Here is a 16,609-nt window from a genome sequence, read left to right as displayed (position 1 = left end):
CGCCCGCCATCACAGGGTGCGCAACAGCACCGCCGGCTGCTCCACGCAGTCCGCCACGTAGCGCAGGAAGCCTCCCGCCGTTCCGCCGTCGCACACCCGGTGGTCGAAGGTGAGCGAGAGCTGGACGACCTGGCGCACCGCCAGCTCGCCCTCGTGCACCCACGGCTTCGGGATGATGCGGCCGACACCGAGCATGGCCGCCTCGGGGTGGTTGATGATCGGTGTGGAGCCGTCGACTCCGAACACCCCGTAGTTGTTCAGGGTGAAGGTGCCGCCGGTCAGGTCGGCGGGGGTGAGACGGCCTTCCCGGGACGCCTCGGTGAGCCGGGCGAACTCCGCGGTGAGTCCCTCGGCGTCCCTGGCGTGCGCGTCGCGGACGACGGGCACGACGAGTCCCCGCTCGGTCTGCGCGGCGAAGCCGAGGTGGACATGGTCGAACTGGACGACCTCCCGGGCCGCCAGGTCGACGGTGGAGTTGAGCTCCGGGAAGCGGGCCAGCGCCGCGGTGCAGATACGGGCGAGCAGCGCGAGGAGGGAGATCTTCGGCCCGCCGGACGCGTTCATGGCCGCCCGGGCCCGCATCAGCTCCGTCGCGTCGGCGTCCACCCAGCAGGTGGCGTCGGGGATCTCGCGTCGGCTGCGGGAGAGCTTGTCGGCGACGGCACCCCGGACGCCCTTGAGCGGGACGCGGCGGCCTCCGGAGGGAGCGGAGGACCGGGACGGCAGCTGGGCCGCCTGGTCCCGCGGGGCGGCCCCCCGCAGCGCGTTCTCCACGTCCGCCCGCAGGATCAGCCCCTGGGGCCCGGAGCCCGTGAGCTCCCGCAGGTCCAGGTTGTTCTCCCGGGCGAGTCTGCGCACCAGGGGGGAGATCACCGGGACGGGGCCGTCGGCTGCCACGGTCGGAAGGACCGGCGCCGCCGGGGCCGCCGGAGCCGCGGCGACGGTCACGGCGGCGGGTTCCGGGCGCGCCGACCGGACCCGGCGCCTGCGCGCGGGTGCCTCCGAGGTGCCGTAACCGACGAGCACGTTGCCCGACCCCTCGGCGCTCTCGGCGGGAACGTCCAGGCCGTCGGCGGCCGGCGCGCCGACCGCGACCGTGATCAGCGGGGCGCCGACGGGCAGTTCGGTGCCCTCCTCGCCGAAGCGCGCGGTGACCACACCGCCGTAGGGGCAGGGCACCTCGACCATCGCCTTGGCCGTCTCGACCTCGACGACCGGCTGGTCGACGGCGACGACGTCGCCCACCTGGACCAGCCAGCGGACGATCTCCGCCTCGGTGAGTCCCTCCCCGAGGTCGGGGAGCTTGAACTCCAGCACCTGTGCCATCAGTTGCCCGCCTCCCACTGCAACCGCGCCACGGCGTCCAGGATGCGGTCGACGCCGGGCAGGTGGTGGCGCTCCAGCATCGGCGGCGGGTACGGAAGGTCGAACCCGGCGACGCGCAGCACCGGCGCCTCCAGGTGGTGGAAGCAGCGCTCCGTGACGCGGGCCGCGATCTCGCCGCCCGGGCCGCCGAAGGAGCCCGACTCGTGCACGACGACCGCGCGTCCGGTCCGCCGGACCGAGGCGCAGACGGTCTCGTCGTCGAAGGGCACCAGCGAGCGCAGGTCGACGACCTCGAGGTCCCAGCCCTCGGCGCGCGCCGCCTCGGCGGCTTCGAGGCAGACCGGCACCGAAGGACCGTAGGTGATCAGTGTGGCGCTCCGGCCCGGGCGCCGCACCACCGCGCGGCCGATCGGTTCGACACGCTGCGGTTCCTCCGGGTTCCAGGAGTCCTTGGACCAGTACAGGCGCTTGGGTTCGAGGACGACGACCGGGTCGTCGGAGGCGATGGCGGCGCGCAGCAGACCGTAGGCGTCGGCGACCGTGGCGGGCGTGACGACGTGGAGGCCCGGGGTCGCCATGTAGTACGCCTCGGAGGAGTCGCTGTGGTGCTCGACGCCTCCGATGCCGCCGCCGTAGGGCACCCGGACGGTGATCGGCAGGGGCATACGGCCGCGGGTGCGGTTGCGCATACGGGCGACATGGCTGATGAGCTGCTCGAACGCCGGGTAGGCGAAGGCGTCGAACTGCATCTCCACGACCGGCCGCAGTCCGTACATCGCCATGCCGACGGCCGTGCCGAGGATGCCCGCCTCGGCGAGCGGGGTGTCCGTGCAGCGGTCCTCGCCGAACTCCGCGGCGAGCCCGTCAGTGACCCGGAAGACACCGCCGAGGGTGCCCACGTCCTCGCCCAGGACGTGCACGCTCGGGTCGGCGGCCATCGCGTCCCGGAGCGCGCGGGTGAGGGCCTGCGCCATGGTGGCGGGCTTGAGGGCGACGGTGGTCATCGGTGCGTACCCTCCTGGTCGGCGTGCTCGGCCTCGAGCTCCGCCCGCAGCAGGTCCCGCTGCTCCCGCAGTTGGGGGGTGGGTTCGGCGTACACATGGGCGAACAGGTCCATGGGGTCGAGGACCGCGTCCTGGTTCATGCGGGCGCGCAGGTCGGCGGCCATTACCTCGGCGGCGTCCCGCGCGGACTGCTTCACGTCCTCGTCGAGCAGCCCGCGCGTGGTGAGTTCGCGCTCCAGCAGCTGGATCGGGTCGTGTTCGCGCCAGGTCTCGACCTCGGCGTCACCGCGGTAGCGGGTGGCGTCGTCGGCGTTGGTGTGCGCCTCGATGCGGTAGGTCACCGCCTCCACGAGGGTGGGGCCGCCGCCCTCCCGCGCGTGCCGTACGGCGTCGGTCAGCACCTCGTGCACGGCGGCCGCGTCGTTGCCGTCGACCAGGCGGCCCGGCATGCCGTATCCGACGGCCTTGTGGGCCAGCGAGGGAGCGGCGGTCTGCTTGGCGAGCGGTACGGAGATCGCGAAGCCGTTGTTCTGCACGAGGAAGACGACCGGGGCCTGCCAGACGGCGGCGAAGTTCAGCGCCTCGTGGAAGTCGCCCTCGCTGGTGCCGCCGTCGCCGACCATCGCGAGCGCGACCACGTCGTCGCCCTTGAGGCGGGCGGCGTGCGCGAGACCCACGGCGTGCGGGAGCTGGGTGGCGAGCGGGGTGGACAGCGGCGCCACCCGGTGCTCGTAGGGGTCGTAGCCGGTGTGCCAGTCGCCGCGCAGCAGGGTGAGGGCCTCGACGGGATCCACGCCGCGCGCGACGACGGCGAGGGTGTCGCGGTAGCTGGGGAAGAGCCAGTCCCGCTCCTGGAGAGCGAGCGCGGCGGCGACCTCGCAGGCCTCCTGGCCGGTGCTGGAGGGGTAGACGGCGAGTCTGCCCTGCTTGGTGAGGGCGGTGGCCTGGACGTTGTAACGGCGGCCGCGCACCAGCTGGGCGTACAGCCGACGCAACAGCTCCGGGTCGGCCTGCGCGGCCGCGTCGGTGCCGAGCACGCGGTACGGCTCCGCGTCGGGCAGCAGCGGCGCGGGGTCGGTACGGGGCTGCCAGGCCGGCGGCGGAGTCGGCCGGTAAGCGCCCCGCTGCTCCATGACCGTCATGACGGCACCTCCTCATGGGAGTGGCTACGGGAGACGCGTCGGTTGTGATGCGCCTCACCTACCGATTGTTCGGTCGTCGGCACATTTTGGCTACAGGGCCCCTCAGGCTGTGGACAAACGGTTCTCCACAACCTGAGATGGGTGCAGTACGTCCATGGCAGGGAGGCAGGGGGACATGGCACCTGAACAAATGGCCGAAGGGCCGGAGAACGGCACCGCGCCGCCTCCGGGCAACCCTCCGCCACCGACCGGTGTCCTGTCGCCCAGCAGCGCCCCGTCACCGGGCGGCGCCCCGCTGCCGCTGCCGCCGCCGCGTCCGCTGGACGCCATCGACCAGGACATCCTGCAGATACTCCAGGCGGACGGCCGCGCCTCTATACGGTCGGTCGCCGAGCGGGTCCACGTCTCGCGTGCCAACGCCTACGCGCGGATCAACCGGCTCATCGAGGACGGCGTCATCCGCGGCTTCGGCGCCCGTGTCGACCACGAGCGCGCCGGGCAGGGCACGAGCGCCTACATCACGCTGAAGATCGTGCAGAACTCCTGGCGGACGGTGCGCGAGCAGCTGAGGCTGCTGCCCGGCGCCTCCCACATCGCCCTCGTGGGAGGCGATTTCGACGTCCTGCTCCTGGTGCACACGCCGGACAACAGGGCGCTGCGCGAGGTGGTGCTCACCCGGCTCCAGCTGATCCCCGAGGTGCTCAGCACGCGCACGCTGCTGGTGTTCGAGGAGGAGGACCTGGAGCCGCAGGGGTGAGCCCTACGACGCCCTAAGGTGCTGTGCGCAGCCCCTCGAAGACCAGCCGCACCACCGCGTCGGCGACCTCGATCTCGACCATCCCCCGGCCGCCCGGCCGGTACCACTCGACGATCGAGTTGATCATCCCGAAGACCAGCCGGGTGGCCAGCCGTACCTCCATGTCACCGCGTATGTCCCCGTCGGCGGCGGCCGCCTTGAGCAGCTCGGCGACCCGGTGGTCGAAGTCGCGGCGCCGCTCCAGGGCCCACCGTTCGGTGTCGGTGTTGCCGCGCACGCGCAGCAGCAGTGTCACGTACGGCAGTTCGCCGATGAGCACCTCGACCATGCGCCGCACGACGTACTCCAGGCGCTCCGAGGCGTCCCCCACGCGCGCGTGCTCCTCCTCGAGGATCCCGAAGAGGCCGTCCAGGGCCCGGCTGACGGCCCGCCGCAGCAGTTCCTCCTTGCCGGCGACATGGTGGTAGATCGACGACTTGGAGATGCCGGCCGCCTTGGACAGGTGCTCCATCGAGGTGCCGTCGTAGCCGCGCTCGTTGAAGATCTGGACGGCGACGGAGAGCAGGGTCTCCGGGGTGTACGTGTCGCGCTTGGCGGTCGTCACGAGGCGCCCTCCCGCTTCTCGGTGGCATAGGAGTGGCGGTACAGCGCGAGGGACGGCGCGTAGCGGCCGGAGGGGTCGCGCTCGTGCAGGTCGTCCAGGAGGGAGCAGGCCCAGGTGCGGCCCAGCCTGCGGCTCCACTCGAAGGGGCCGAGAGGGTAGTTGACACCCAGCCGCATCGCGGTGTCGATGTCCTCCTCGGTGGCCACGCCCTTGGCCACGGCGTCGTGCGCGAGGTCGACGATCCGCGCGACCGTACGGGCGACGATCATGCCCGGGACGTCGCCGATGACGCTGACGTCCTTGCCGAGCGCCTGGAACAGGCCGATCGCCTCGGACATCGTCTGCGTGGAGGTGTCCTGGGAGGCGGACAGGGCGATGCGGGTGGCCTTGCGGTAGTCCAGGGCGAGGTCGAAGTAGACGACGTCCCGGAACTCCACGGACGTCTGGCCGTCGGCGAGGGCGAGCTGGCCGCCGCCGGGCAGCACCAGGCGGGTGCCGTGGTCCTCCTCCTCCTCGCGGACCTGGATGCCCGCCTCGCGGATCAGCGCGAGCAGTTCGGAGGCGGGGCCCAGATTGCCCTCGGCGGCGACGTACGCGGGCGGCTGGGCCTTCTCCGCGGTGTGCGGTTCGGCGGCTCCGGCCTTGTCCGCGTAGTCGTACCAGCCCTGGCCGGTCTTGCGGCCGAGGCGCCCCGACTCGACCAGACGCCGCTGGGCGAGCGAGGGCGTGAAGCGCACGTCCTGGAAGAAGGACCGCCACACGGAGTGCGTGACCGACTCGTTGACGTCCTGTCCGATCAGGTCGGTCAGCTCGAAGGCGCCCATCTTGAAGCCGCCCGACTCGCGCAGGATCGCGTCGATGGTGGCCGGGTCGGCGCCCTGCGCCTCGTAGACGGCGAACGCCTCGGCGTAGAAGGGCCGCGCGATGCGGTTGACGATGAAGCCGGGGGTGTCGGCGCAGGCGACCGGCGTCTTGCCCCAGGAACGGGCCGTCTCGTACGCGCGGGTGGCCGACGTGACGTCGGTGGCGTACCCGGAGACGACCTCGACCAGCGGCAGCAGCGGCGCGGGGTTGAAGAAGTGCAGGCCCACCAGGCGGCCCGGGTTGCGCAGGGCGCCCCCGACGGCGGTCACCGACAGGGACGAGGTGTTGGTCGCGAGCAGGCAGTCCTCGCCGACCACGTCCTCCAGCTGCCGGAACAGCTCCTGCTTGGCCTCCAGGAGCTCCACGACGGCCTCGACGACCAGGGAGCAGTCGGCGAGGTCGGTGAGGCTCTCCGCGGGCCGCAGGCGGGCACGTGCCTCGTCCCGGTCGCCGGCGGCGAGGCGGTCCTTCTCGACGAGCCGGTCCAGACGGGCGCCGATCGCGTCGGCCGCCTCGCGGGCGCGGCCGGGCACGGCGTCGTACAGCCGCACGGGATGACCGGCGACGAGCGCGACCTGGGCGATGCCCTGGCCCATGGTGCCGGTGCCGACGACGGCCACGGGGCTGCTGAGGTCGAGTGCTGTCATGTGCGCGATCCTCCCGCACGGGGTTTTCCACAGATGCGGCAGGCCCCCTTGTCCCGACCGATCGTTCGGTTACTCTAACCCTGACTGGCTGTTCCTGCCCAGGTTTCCGCCAGGTCATGAGCTCGACGGAGAGTTCTCAAGACGAGGAGTTGGTCCCGCATGGCCGCCGCCGAACCGACCGCGCACGCTCTGATCGCCCAGCACCGGCCCACCCTCGACCAGGCCCTGGAAGCGATCCGCACCCGCGCGTACTGGTCCCCGCACCCGGAACACCCCAAGGCCTACGGGGAGAACGGCAGTCTGGACGCCGCGGCCGGCAAGGCCGCCTTCGACGCCGTGCTGCACACCCGCCTCGACCTCGGCCAGCCCGGCACCGACGACTGGGTGGGCGGCGAGGTCTCGCCGTACGGCGTCGAACTGGGCGTGACCTACCCGCACGCGGACGTGGACACGCTGCTGCCCGCAATGCGGGCCGGACAGGGTGCCTGGCGGGACGCGGGAGCGGAACTGCGCGCGGTGGTCTGTCTGGAGATCCTCAAGCGGATCAGCGACCGGACGCACGAGTTCGCGCACGCGGTCATGCACACCTCCGGCCAGGCCTTCATGATGGCGTTCCAGGCGGGCGGCCCGCACGCGCAGGACCGCGGCCTGGAAGCGGTGGCGTACGCGTACGCGGAGCAGGTCCGCACGCCCGGCACGGCGGAGTGGAGCAAGCCCCAGGGCAAGCGCGACCCGCTCGCGATGACCAAGCGCTTCACCCCGGTCCCGCGCGGGATCGCCCTGCTCATCGGCTGCAACACCTTCCCGACGTGGAACGGCTACCCGGGCCTGTTCGCCTCCCTTGCCACCGGCAACGCGGTCCTGGTCAAGCCCCACCCGCGCGCGGTGCTGCCGCTCGCGCTGACCGTCGGCGTCGCGCGCGAGGTGCTCGCCGAGGCCGGCTTCGACCCGAACCTGGTCGCGCTGGCCGCCGAGCGCCCCGGCGAGGGCATCGCCAAGACCCTGGCCACCCGCCCCGAGATCCGGATCGTCGACTACACCGGCTCGACCGCCTTCGGCGACTGGCTGGAGGCCAACGCCCGCCAGGCGCAGGTCTACACCGAGAAGGCCGGCGTCAACACGGTGATCGTGGAGTCCACGGCGAACTACAAGGGCATGCTCGCCAACCTGGCGTTCTCGCTCTCCCTGTACAGCGGCCAGATGTGCACGACCCCGCAGAACCTGCTGATCCCCCGCGACGGCATCCGCACGGACGAGGGCGCGAAGACCTTCGACGAGGTCGTCGCCGACCTCGCCCGCTCGGTCGACGGCCTCCTCGGCGACGACGCACGCGCGAACGCGCTGCTCGGCGCGATCGTCAACCCGGACGTCAAGGCCCGCCTGGAGGCCGCCGCGGGCCTCGGCGAGGTCGCCCTCGCCTCCCGCGAGGTGAGCAACCCGGAGTTCCCGGACGCGATCGTGCGCACCCCGGTGCTCGTCAAGCTCGACGGGGCGCGGAAGTACTGGGAGGGGACGGACGACGAGGCCGCCTACATGGGCGAGTGCTTCGGCCCGGTCTCCTTCGCCGTCGCCGTCGACTCCGCGGCCGACGCGGTCGCCCTGCTGCGGCGCACGGTGCGCGAGAAGGGCGCGATGACGGTCGGCGCGTACACCACCGACGCGGAGGTCGAGCAGGCCGTCGAGGAGGTCTGCCTGGAGGAGGCCGCCCAGCTGTCCCTCAACCTCACCGGCGGGGTGTACGTCAACCAGACGGCCGCGTTCTCCGACTTCCACGGCTCGGGCGGCAACCCGGCGGCCAACGCGGCCCTGACCGACGGCGCGTTCGTCGCCAACCGCTTCCGGGTGGTGGAGGTCCGCCGGGACGCCTAGGCGACCGGGCGTTTCCTCGTCTACGGGACGTGCGGTGCGCCCCCGGTGGCGCTCCAGTGGTACAGCGTCATGGCCACACTGGTCGCGAGGTTGTAGCTGGAGACCTGGGGGCGCATCGGCAGGGCGAGAAGGTGGTCGGCACGCGCGCGCAGCTCGGCGGAGAGCCCGCTGCGCTCCGAGCCGAAGGCCAGGAGGGCGTCGTCCGGCAGCTTGACGCCCCGGAGGTCGTCACCCTCCGGATCGAGGGCGAACACCGGGCCGGCCGGCAGCTCGCCGACGGTCAGCCGCTCCACGGCGGTCGCGAAGTGCAGCCCCGCCCCGCCGCGCACCACGGTCGGGTGCCAGGGGTCGAGCGTGCCGGTGGTGACCACCCCGGTGGCCCCGAAACCGGCGGCCAGCCGGATCACCGCGCCCGCGTTGCCGAGGTTGCGCGGGTTGTCCAGGACCACGACGGGAGTGACGCGGGGCGCGTGCTCCAGCCGCTCCAGATTGGCCTCCCGGCTGGGCCGTACGGCCAGGGCGGCCACCGCGGTGGGATGCGGGCGCGGCACCAGGGAGGTGTACGTCGCCTCGGGGACCTCCGTCAGCAGAGCGTCCAGCGCGTCGCGCACGTCCGGGGCGAGTTCGTCGGCGAGGGCGAGCGTCGCCCGCCGGTCGGCGGTGACCGCCACCGGGACCTCGGCTCCGAAACGCACCGCGTGCTTGAGGGCGTGGAAGCCGTCGAGCAGGACGGAGGCGTCGGCGAGCCGCCGCCACCGGCCGAGCGGATCGGAGCCGGCGGTCACGGGGTCGGTCATGCCGTGAACCCTACGCGCGCGTGCTCGGGGTCCTCCTGGGCCTGCGGCCCCGGTGACCCGGGCTCCGGGGTACGACCGACGCCGGAGAACAGCCCGTCACGCGCGCGTGACGCCCATCCGCCCACCCGGTGCAGGAAGGTCGTCGGCAGGAAGACGGCGTCCGTCGCGATCATCGCCAGCGAGAAGAACGGCAGCCCGAGCACCAGGGCGATCACCGCGTGCTCCGTCATCATCAGGGCCAGCAGCACGTTCTTCAGCCGCCGGTTGGCGAGCGTGAACGGGAAGGCGACCTGCACGATGACGGTCCCGTAGGTGGCCAGCAGGACCATCGTGCCGCTGCCGGCCAGCAGGTCGGCGAGCGCGGGCCAGGGCGAGAAGTAGTCCAGATGCAGGGGGTAGTAGGCGGCGGTGCCGTCCTGCCAGCGCGAGCCCTGGATCTTGTACCAGCCTGCCGTCGCGTAGATCAGACAGGCCTCGGCCATGATCACGACCAGGGCGCCGTTGTGCAGGATGTTGCCGATCACGTCGAGCAGGATTCGGGGCTCCGCCGACTTCGTGCGGCGGCCGACGGCCCACCACAGGCCCTGTACGGCCCACGCCGCCCACAGAAGCGCCGGAATCATCCAGGCGCTGTGGAAACGGCCCGCCACGGTCACCGTGACCAGGACGAACCCGGCCACGGCCCACAGGGCGGGACCCACCCGGTCCGTGACCCGCTCCCCACGCGCGCGTGCCTCCTGCGCGCGCCGTTCCCGCCGCGCGTCCAGCGACCACACCCGGCCGCATCGTATGAACACGAGATAGATCGACATCAGGTGCAGGACGTTGTCCCCGCCGTCCCCCATGAAGACGCTGCGGTTCTGGAGCGACAGCACGCCGACCATGAACAGGACCGACATCGCGCGGGTGCGCCAGCCGAGGAGCAGCAGCGCGGCGGAGAGCAGCGCGAGCAGGTACACCGCCTCGAACCAGCCCCGCCCGTCCGACCACATCAGCGCCGAAAACGCGCCGTTGGTGTCGATCAGCTGGCGGGCCAGCTCCCAGTCCCAGGGACCGTCGGGGCCGTAGAGCTCATGGCGGTGGGGGAACTCGCGCAGCAGGAACAGCAGCCAGGTGGCGCTGAAGCCGATCCGGACCACGGCGCTCTGGTACGGCGCGAGCGCCGACTCGGTGACGCGCGCGATGGCGCCGGACACCTTCAGGGAGAACCGGTTCACCTCGTGCCCCCCTCGGTCTCGCCGTCCGGCACCGACCACCAGGACAGTTCGCGGTACACCGGACTCATCGACACCTTCTCGGTGCTCCACGTCGGCGGGGTCACGTTGGTGGTCTGCGAACGGATCTGGATCCGCTCGACGACAGCGCCGTCATCGGCCACGCCGCCGCGCTCCAGACGCAGCACCACGATGCGGCGCAGGTACGTCTCGGAGAGGGCACCGCGCAGGGCGACGGGGCGGTTGTTGTTGTCGTGCGTGGCGGTGAAGAAGTCCCAGGCGCGGCGCAGCTCGTTCTGCTGGGTGTGGCTCGGCACCAGATTGCCGTCGATGGCCCGGCCGTCCTGCGCCGACAGGTCGTACCAGCCGGTGGTCCGGGACCCGCCGTCCGCGGTACGGACCTGGGCCCGGACCTGGACCGCGACGTTCTGCTGAAGCGGGTTCGGCGCGAAGAGCTTCCAGTTCTGCTCGAACTCCGGGTAGATCCAGTCGTCGATCGCCTTGCCGTGCGTCTTGGTGACCGTGTTCGACGGAGCGACGTGCAGGAACACCATCCCGACATGCACGCAGACGGTCACCGCGACGACGGCCAGCGCCAGCGCGGCGCCGACCTGATAGCGGGGCGAGAGGGCGGCCACACCGGTACGGGACTCCGGCCGCCGAGGCCCACTCACGAGACCGGTGGCGGGCTCACCGACGGGATCACCGGCAGACTCGCTGACGGAGTCACCCACGGGATCACCGACGGGGTCGGAGACGGGGTCGGCGGGCTCAGTTTGGAAGGCACCGCCCGAGTCGGCGTGCGCGGCCCGCGGAGCTTGCTCGGAGTCCCCGTCCTCGGCCCGGGAGGCAGGCCCGGGGTCCGCGCCTTCGGCCCGGGAGGCGGCTGGTTCGGGGCTCGGGAGTTCGGCTCGGGGGCGGGGCACGGTGTCCCGGGCGGGTGGCGTCTCCGCCTCCGCCTCCCTCGACGTGTTCGGCCCCTGTGGAGAGCCGGCCCCTCCGTCGTGCACGTCCATTCCGCCCCGTTCCCCGATACCGGTCGTCTTCGCGCTGCGTCGCGCAATCGCGAACGGTACTCAGCCTCACCCGTTCGGCGCAGCCCCCTCCCCGCGACACCCGGGCCGGGAAGGGCCGGGGCAGGTTGTCCACAGGGGATGCCCGCAGGTTATCCACAGCGGTTGACACCTTACGACGGCCGTCCCACCATGGAATCGCACGGACCGAACGATCGGTCGGGAGACGGCTCGGCAGAGCCGAGGCCGAGGCAGCGCGCCGAGGCCCGAGGTCAAGGGGGACCGCATGGCGACAGCAGCCGCGCACCAGACGGCCCGCACACAGCCGCACACCGGGCAGGACAGCGGAGCCGGCGCCGACGAGGCGTACGCGCGCGTCTTCGACGCCACCGTGGCCGCCGACGAACGCATCGAGCCACGCGACTGGATGCCCGACGCCTACCGCGCGACGCTGGTGCGCCAGATCGCCCAGCACGCCCACTCCGAGATCATCGGCATGCAGCCGGAGGCCAACTGGATCACCCGCGCGCCCTCCCTGCGCCGCAAGGCCATCCTCATGGCGAAGGTCCAGGACGAGGCGGGCCACGGGCTCTATCTGTACAGCGCCGCCGAAACCCTCGGCGCCAGCCGGGAGGAACTGCTCGACAAGCTCCACTCCGGCCGCCAGAAGTACTCCTCGATCTTCAACTACCCCACGCTGACCTGGGCCGACGTCGGCGCCATCGGCTGGCTGGTGGACGGCGCCGCGATCACCAACCAGGTGCCCCTGTGCCGCTGCTCCTACGGCCCGTACGCACGCGCGATGGTCCGCGTCTGCAAGGAGGAGTCCTTCCACCAGCGCCAGGGGTACGAGCTGCTGCTGGCCCTCAGCCGAGGCACCCCGGAGCAGCACGCGATGGCGCAGGACGCGGTGGACCGCTGGTGGTGGCCGTCACTGATGATGTTCGGCCCGCCCGACGACGAGTCCGCGCACTCCGCGCAGTCGATGGCCTGGAAGATCAAGCGCCACTCGAACGACGAACTGCGCCGGCGCTTCGTCGACATCTGCGTCCCCCAGGCGGCCTCGCTCGGCCTCACGCTCCCCGACCCGGACCTGAAGTGGAACGAGGAGCGGGGCCACCACGACTTCGGAGCCATCGACTGGACCGAGTTCAAGGAGGTCCTCAAGGGCAACGGCCCCTGTAACGAACAGCGGATAACGCAACGCAGGCGCGCACACGAAGAGGGCGCGTGGGTACGAGAGGCGGCCGTCGCCTACGCGGCCAAACACAGCTCGCGGACGGAAGTGGAGCAGGCATGACGAACACCGACTGGCCCCTGTGGGAGGTCTTCGTGCGCTCCCGGCGCGGCCTCTCCCACACCCACGCCGGCAGCCTGCACGCGCCGGACGCCGAGTTCGCCCTGCGCAACGCGCGCGACCTGTACACCCGGCGCGGCGAGGGCGTCTCGATCTGGGTCGTGCCGTCCTCCGCGGTCACGGCCTCCTCGCCGGACGAGAAGGACCCGTTCTTCGAATCGGCCGCCGACAAGCCGTACCGGCACCCGACCTTCTACGAGATCCCGGAAGGGGTGAAGCACCTGTGACCGAAGCACCTGTGACCACGACGACCCACACCCACACCGCCGCCCTCGCCCTCGGCGACGACGCCCTGGTGCTCTCCCACCGCCTGGGGGAGTGGATGGGCCACGCGCCCGTGCTCGAGGAGGAGGTCGCCCTCGGCAACATCGCCCTCGACCTGCTGGGCCAGGCCCGGATCCTGCTGTCGATGGCGGGCGACGAGGACGAGTTGGCGTATCTGCGTGAGGAACGCGCCTTCCGCAACCTCCAGTTGGTCGAGCAGCCCAACGGCGACTTCGCCCACACCATCGCCCGTCAGCTGTACTTCTCCACCTACCAGCACCTGCTGTACGCGCGGCTGGCGTCCGTGGAGGGCCCGTTCGCGGGGCTGGCGGCGAAGGCCGTCAAGGAGGTCGCCTACCACCGCGACCACGCCGAACAGTGGACGCTGCGGCTCGGCGACGGCACCGAGGAGAGCCACGAGCGGATGCGGCGGGCCTGCACGGCACTGTGGCGGTTCACCGGGGAGATGTTCGCCCCCCTGGAGGGCCTCGACCTCGACCGGTCGGAGCTGGACGCGGCCTGGCTGGAGTCGGTGCGGAGCGTGCTGGAGCGGGCCGGCCTGGCCGTGCCCGAGGGATCACGCACCGGAGCCTGGCGCGCCGGCGCGGGCCGCGAGGGCCTGCACACCGAGTCCTTCGGCCGGATGCTCGCCGAGATGCAGCACCTGCACCGCAGTCACCCGGGTGCGTCATGGTGACGCTCACCCCGCTGGAGGCGGAACTCCTCGAGGTCGCCGGCTCGGTGCTCGACCCCGAACTGCCCGTGGTCACCCTTCGGGAACTCGGCGTGCTGCGCGCGGTGCACGTACGCGACGCGGACACCGTCGACGTCGAGCTGACCCCCACCTACACCGGCTGTCCGGCGGTGGAGGCGATGTCCATGGACATCGAACGGGCGCTGCACGCACACGGGGTCCGCGAGGTCACCGTGCGCACGGTGCTGTCCCCCGCCTGGTCGACCGACGACATCTCCGCCGAAGGGCGCCGCAAACTCCGGGAGTTCGGCATCGCACCGCCCCGCGTGCGCAGGGCGGCCGAACCGGTCGGCGTCACCCTGGGCCCCACCCGGACCCGGGACGCGGACCTGGGCGTGGCCCTGGAGCCGATCCTCTGCCCGCACTGCGGCTCCGCCGACACCGAACTGCTCAGCCGCTTCTCCTCCACCGCCTGCAAGGCGCTGCGGCGCTGCCTCGCCTGCCGTGAACCCTTCGACCACTTCAAGGAGTTGTGATGGCCCGCTTCCACCCGCTCCAGGTGGCCGCGGTGGACCACCTCACCGACGACTCCGTCACCCTCACCCTCACGGTTCCCGACGCGCTGCGCGAGGAGTACCGGCACGCGCCCGGCCAGCATCTCGCCCTGCGCCGCGTGGTCGACGGGACCGAGGTCAGGCGGACGTACTCGATCTGCTCGCCCGCACCCGGACCCGACGGTGCGGGGCCCGGCACGCTGCGGGTGGGCGTCCGGCTGGTCGAGGGCGGGGCCTTCTCGACGTACGCGCTGAAGGAGATCACCGTCGGCGACGAGCTGGACGTGATGACGCCGGCCGGCCGGTTCACCCTCACTCCCGCGCCCGGCCGGTACGCGGCGATCGTCGGCGGCAGCGGGATCACGCCCGTGCTGTCGATCGTCTCCACACTGCTGGCCCGCGAGCCCGCGGCCCGGTTCTGCCTCATCCGCAGCGACCGGACGGCCGCCTCGACGATGTTCCTGGAGGAGGTCGCCGACCTCAAGGACAGGTACCCCGAGCGGTTCCAGCTGGTCACCGTGCTCTCCCGGGAGGAGCAGCAGGCCGGGCTGCCGTCCGGGCGGCTGGACCGGGAGCGGCTGACCGGGCTGCTACCGTCGCTGCTGCCGGTGGCGGAGGTGACGGGGTGGTTCCTGTGCGGGCCGTTCGGCCTCGTCCAGGGCGCGGAGCAGGCGCTGCGGGAGATCGGGGTCGCGCGGTCCCGGATCCACGAGGAGATCTTCCACGTGGAGGTCACGGCGCCCCCGGTACGTGTGGCGGCGCCCACCCACAGCACCGTGACCGCCCGGCTCGACGGCCGGGGCGGCAGTTGGCCCGTGCGGGACGGGGAGTCCGTCCTGGAGACGGTGCTGCGCAACCGGCCGGACGCGCCCTACGCCTGCAAGGGCGGGGTGTGCGGGACCTGCCGGGCTTTCCTGGTCTCCGGCGAGGTGCGCATGGACCGCAACTTCGCGCTGGAACCGGAGGAGACGGACTCCGGATATGTGCTGGCCTGCCAGTCGCATCCGCTGACGGAGGCGGTGGAGGTGGACTTCGACCGGTGAGGGGCACGCGATGAGGGGAATGACGGGCGCGATGAGGGAGGGCGATGAGGAGACGACCGACCGTTTCCCCTCGGACCGACCGTTCCCTTCTTCTAGAACCTGTTCTATCTTGACGCTCCGTCAGATCAGCTGACCCGTCGGGAGGACAGGCCGTGGACTTCACCTTCACCGAGGAGCAGCAGGCAGCGGCGGAGGCGGCGCGGGGGGTGTTCGCCGGGGTCGCCCCCGACGAGGTGCCGAGCCCCGCGCTCACCCGGGGCGCCGTGGCCGACGACTTCGACCGCGCGCTGTGGGCCACACTCGCCTCGGCGGACCTGCTGAGCCTGCTCCTGGACGAGGAGTTCGGCGGGGCCGGCCTCGACGCGATCGCGCTCTGTCTGGTGCTGCGCGAGGCGTCGAAGGTGCTGGCACGGGTGCCCCTGCTGGAGAGCAGCGCGGCCGCGGCCGCCCTACAGGCCTACGGAGGACCGGAGTTGAAGTCGTCCCTGCTCGCCCGGGCCGGCCGGGGCGAGATCGTCCTCACCGTCGCCGCCAATGGCCGCACCGGCCACGATCCGGCCGAACTCGCCGTGACCGCACGGCAGAACGCCATGCCAGGCACGACCGGCGCGACCGGCACGGGTGACGAACACGGTGCGGGCGGCGGCGCGGGGGAGCCGGGCGCCGGCGAGTGGGTGCTGGACGGGGTGCAGACGGTGGTGCCGTGGGCGTACGACGCCGACTTCGTCGTCGTACCGGCGCGCACCGGCGACGACCGGAGCGTCCTCGCCGTCGTCGCCCGTGGGCACGAAGGAGTCGTGCTCGCCGAGCAGATCTCCACCACCGGTGAGCGGCTGGGCGAACTGCGCCTCGAATCGGCGAGGATCGCCGACCGGGACGTCATCACCGCCGACGGCGCCTGGGAGTGGCTGCGCGCCTTGCTGACCACGGGGACCTGCGCGCAGGCGCTCGGTCTGGGCGAGCGCGTCCTGGCGATGACCGGCGAGTACGCCGGCAAGCGGGAGCAGTTCGGACACCCCATCGCGACCTTCCAGGCCGTCGCCGTGCAGGCCGCCGACCGCTACATCGACCTGCGCGCGATGGAGGTCACGCTGTGGCAGGCCGCGTGGCGGATCGCCTCCGGGGCGCCGGGCGCGCTGCCGGCCTCCGGCGACGTCGCCGTGGCCAAGATCTGGGCCTCGGAAGGCGTACGGCGGGTCGTACAGACCGCACAGCATCTGCACGGAGGCTTCGGCGCCGACGTCGACTACCCTCTGCACCGCTACCACGCCTGGGCCAAGCACCTGGAACTGTCGCTCGGCCCGGCGGCGGCACACGAGGAAGCCCTGGGCGACCTACTGGCCGCCCACCCCCTCGGCTGACGCCCACCCCGGCAGGACGAACCCGCCGACCCGACAAGGCGACCGCCGTCCAAGAACCCGCAGGTCCCCCGGCCCTCCGGTCCCCGACCCGCAGGTCCC

16 protein-coding genes are annotated in these 16,609 nt (G+C 72.3%); 8 read left to right on the top strand and 8 right to left on the bottom strand.

Annotated elements, in window-relative coordinates; translation table 11 throughout:
• Window positions 1-9 precede the first annotated feature (9 nt).
• From ACFVYS_RS14615 to pdhA, 3 genes are read right to left on the bottom strand one after another with little or no spacing between them, the layout of a single operon-like run.
• Window positions 10-1,326, bottom strand: a complete 1,317-nt coding sequence (locus ACFVYS_RS14615) for a dihydrolipoamide acetyltransferase family protein (protein ID WP_389502027.1) — start codon at window positions 1,324-1,326, stop codon at window positions 10-12.
• On the bottom strand, window positions 1,326-2,330 hold the full coding sequence (locus tag ACFVYS_RS14610) for an alpha-ketoacid dehydrogenase subunit beta (RefSeq protein ID WP_389502025.1): 1,005 nt from the start codon (window positions 2,328-2,330) through the stop codon (window positions 1,326-1,328). The genes ACFVYS_RS14615 and ACFVYS_RS14610 overlap by 1 nt, the downstream gene beginning before the upstream one ends.
• Entirely contained in the window at window positions 2,327-3,472 is a 1,146-nt protein-coding gene (gene pdhA, locus ACFVYS_RS14605; RefSeq protein ID WP_389502023.1) for a pyruvate dehydrogenase (acetyl-transferring) E1 component subunit alpha, read from the bottom strand. Before pdhA ends, ACFVYS_RS14610 begins: the two co-directional genes overlap by 4 nt.
• Window positions 3,473-3,647: 175 nt before the next feature.
• Here pdhA and ACFVYS_RS14600 point away from each other — a divergent pair, with 175 nt between their 5' ends.
• Complete coding sequence (locus ACFVYS_RS14600; protein WP_389502021.1) at window positions 3,648-4,229, top strand: Lrp/AsnC family transcriptional regulator; 582 nt, start codon at window positions 3,648-3,650, stop codon at window positions 4,227-4,229.
• A 13-nt stretch (window positions 4,230-4,242) separates the two neighbouring features.
• Here the strand turns inward: ACFVYS_RS14600 and ACFVYS_RS14595 are convergent, their stop codons facing one another.
• Both ACFVYS_RS14595 and ACFVYS_RS14590 read right to left on the bottom strand, forming a co-directional pair.
• The gene (locus ACFVYS_RS14595) at window positions 4,243-4,833 is read right to left on the bottom strand and encodes a TetR/AcrR family transcriptional regulator (protein ID WP_389502019.1); all 591 of its coding nucleotides are present in this window, start codon (window positions 4,831-4,833) and stop codon (window positions 4,243-4,245) included.
• Entirely contained in the window at window positions 4,830-6,344 is a 1,515-nt protein-coding gene (locus ACFVYS_RS14590; RefSeq protein ID WP_389502017.1) for a 3-hydroxyacyl-CoA dehydrogenase, read from the bottom strand. The genes ACFVYS_RS14595 and ACFVYS_RS14590 overlap by 4 nt, the downstream gene beginning before the upstream one ends.
• Before the next feature lie 159 nt (window positions 6,345-6,503).
• On the opposite strand from ACFVYS_RS14590, the gene paaN reads away from it, so the two are divergent.
• Window positions 6,504-8,213, top strand: coding sequence for a phenylacetic acid degradation protein PaaN (gene paaN / locus ACFVYS_RS14585; protein ID WP_389502015.1), 1,710 nt, complete (start codon window positions 6,504-6,506; stop codon window positions 8,211-8,213).
• Between the two features lie 20 nt (window positions 8,214-8,233).
• Here paaN and ACFVYS_RS14580 read toward each other — a convergent pair whose 3' ends face one another.
• Genes ACFVYS_RS14580 through ACFVYS_RS14570 form a run of 3 tightly spaced genes read right to left on the bottom strand, consistent with a single transcriptional unit; the run spans window position 8,234 to window position 11,240 of the window.
• Entirely contained in the window at window positions 8,234-9,010 is a 777-nt protein-coding gene (locus ACFVYS_RS14580; protein ID WP_389502013.1) for a TrmH family RNA methyltransferase, read from the bottom strand.
• Entirely contained in the window at window positions 9,007-10,227 is a 1,221-nt protein-coding gene (locus ACFVYS_RS14575; protein ID WP_389502011.1) for an HTTM domain-containing protein, read from the bottom strand. Before ACFVYS_RS14575 ends, ACFVYS_RS14580 begins: the two co-directional genes overlap by 4 nt.
• Entirely contained in the window at window positions 10,224-11,240 is a 1,017-nt protein-coding gene (locus ACFVYS_RS14570) for a DUF5819 family protein (RefSeq protein WP_389502009.1), read from the bottom strand. Before ACFVYS_RS14570 ends, ACFVYS_RS14575 begins: the two co-directional genes overlap by 4 nt.
• A 283-nt stretch (window positions 11,241-11,523) precedes the next feature.
• Here ACFVYS_RS14570 and paaA point away from each other — a divergent pair, with 283 nt between their 5' ends.
• The 6 genes from paaA to ACFVYS_RS14540 all read left to right on the top strand — a co-directional run bounded on the left by paaA (window position 11,524) and on the right by ACFVYS_RS14540 (window position 16,510).
• On the top strand, window positions 11,524-12,537 hold the full coding sequence (paaA, locus tag ACFVYS_RS14565; protein ID WP_389502007.1) for a 1,2-phenylacetyl-CoA epoxidase subunit PaaA: 1,014 nt from the start codon (window positions 11,524-11,526) through the stop codon (window positions 12,535-12,537).
• The gene (paaB, locus tag ACFVYS_RS14560) at window positions 12,534-12,821 is read left to right on the top strand and encodes a 1,2-phenylacetyl-CoA epoxidase subunit PaaB (RefSeq protein WP_389502005.1); all 288 of its coding nucleotides are present in this window, start codon (window positions 12,534-12,536) and stop codon (window positions 12,819-12,821) included. Before paaA ends, paaB begins: the two co-directional genes overlap by 4 nt.
• Window positions 12,818-13,555, top strand: a complete 738-nt coding sequence (gene paaC / locus ACFVYS_RS14555) for a 1,2-phenylacetyl-CoA epoxidase subunit PaaC (protein WP_389502003.1) — start codon at window positions 12,818-12,820, stop codon at window positions 13,553-13,555. The genes paaB and paaC overlap by 4 nt, the downstream gene beginning before the upstream one ends.
• Window positions 13,549-14,088: a 1,2-phenylacetyl-CoA epoxidase subunit PaaD gene (gene paaD / locus ACFVYS_RS14550; protein ID WP_389502001.1), complete on the top strand. Its 540-nt coding sequence runs from the start codon at window positions 13,549-13,551 to the stop codon at window positions 14,086-14,088. The genes paaC and paaD overlap by 7 nt, the downstream gene beginning before the upstream one ends.
• Window positions 14,088-15,149, top strand: a complete 1,062-nt coding sequence (locus ACFVYS_RS14545) for a 2Fe-2S iron-sulfur cluster-binding protein (RefSeq protein ID WP_389501999.1) — start codon at window positions 14,088-14,090, stop codon at window positions 15,147-15,149. Before paaD ends, ACFVYS_RS14545 begins: the two co-directional genes overlap by 1 nt.
• A 152-nt stretch (window positions 15,150-15,301) precedes the next feature.
• On the top strand, window positions 15,302-16,510 hold the full coding sequence (locus tag ACFVYS_RS14540) for an acyl-CoA dehydrogenase family protein (protein WP_389501998.1): 1,209 nt from the start codon (window positions 15,302-15,304) through the stop codon (window positions 16,508-16,510).
• Window positions 16,511-16,609: the final 99 nt, after the last annotated feature.

Origin of the sequence: Streptomyces sp. NPDC058295 (assembly GCF_042880655.1) — a bacterium.
Classification (GTDB): Bacteria; Actinomycetota; Actinomycetes; order Streptomycetales; family Streptomycetaceae; genus Streptomyces; species Streptomyces coriariae.
The sequence above is the reverse complement of the archived record's forward strand: the minus strand, read 5'-3'. Positions and strand labels throughout refer to the sequence as shown.

Excerpts from the sequence above, each read along its gene's own strand:
- ACFVYS_RS14615 (WP_389502027.1), bottom strand. The coding sequence starts at position 1,326 with ATGGCACAGGTGCTGGAGTTCAAGCTCCCCGACCTCGGGGAGGGACTC.
- ACFVYS_RS14610 (WP_389502025.1), bottom strand. The coding sequence starts at position 2,330 with ATGACCACCGTCGCCCTCAAGCCCGCCACCATGGCGCAGGCCCTCACC.
- pdhA (WP_389502023.1), bottom strand. The coding sequence starts at position 3,472 with ATGACGGTCATGGAGCAGCGGGGCGCTTACCGGCCGACTCCGCCGCCG.
- ACFVYS_RS14600 (WP_389502021.1), top strand. The coding sequence starts at position 3,648 with ATGGCACCTGAACAAATGGCCGAAGGGCCGGAGAACGGCACCGCGCCG.
- ACFVYS_RS14590 (WP_389502017.1), bottom strand. The coding sequence starts at position 6,344 with ATGACAGCACTCGACCTCAGCAGCCCCGTGGCCGTCGTCGGCACCGGC.
- paaN (WP_389502015.1), top strand. The coding sequence starts at position 6,504 with ATGGCCGCCGCCGAACCGACCGCGCACGCTCTGATCGCCCAGCACCGG.
- ACFVYS_RS14580 (WP_389502013.1), bottom strand. The coding sequence starts at position 9,010 with ATGACCGACCCCGTGACCGCCGGCTCCGATCCGCTCGGCCGGTGGCGG.
- ACFVYS_RS14570 (WP_389502009.1), bottom strand. The coding sequence starts at position 11,240 with ATGGACGTGCACGACGGAGGGGCCGGCTCTCCACAGGGGCCGAACACG.
- paaA (WP_389502007.1), top strand. The coding sequence starts at position 11,524 with ATGGCGACAGCAGCCGCGCACCAGACGGCCCGCACACAGCCGCACACC.
- paaB (WP_389502005.1), top strand. The coding sequence starts at position 12,534 with ATGACGAACACCGACTGGCCCCTGTGGGAGGTCTTCGTGCGCTCCCGG.
- paaD (WP_389502001.1), top strand. The coding sequence starts at position 13,549 with ATGGTGACGCTCACCCCGCTGGAGGCGGAACTCCTCGAGGTCGCCGGC.
- ACFVYS_RS14545 (WP_389501999.1), top strand. The coding sequence starts at position 14,088 with ATGGCCCGCTTCCACCCGCTCCAGGTGGCCGCGGTGGACCACCTCACC.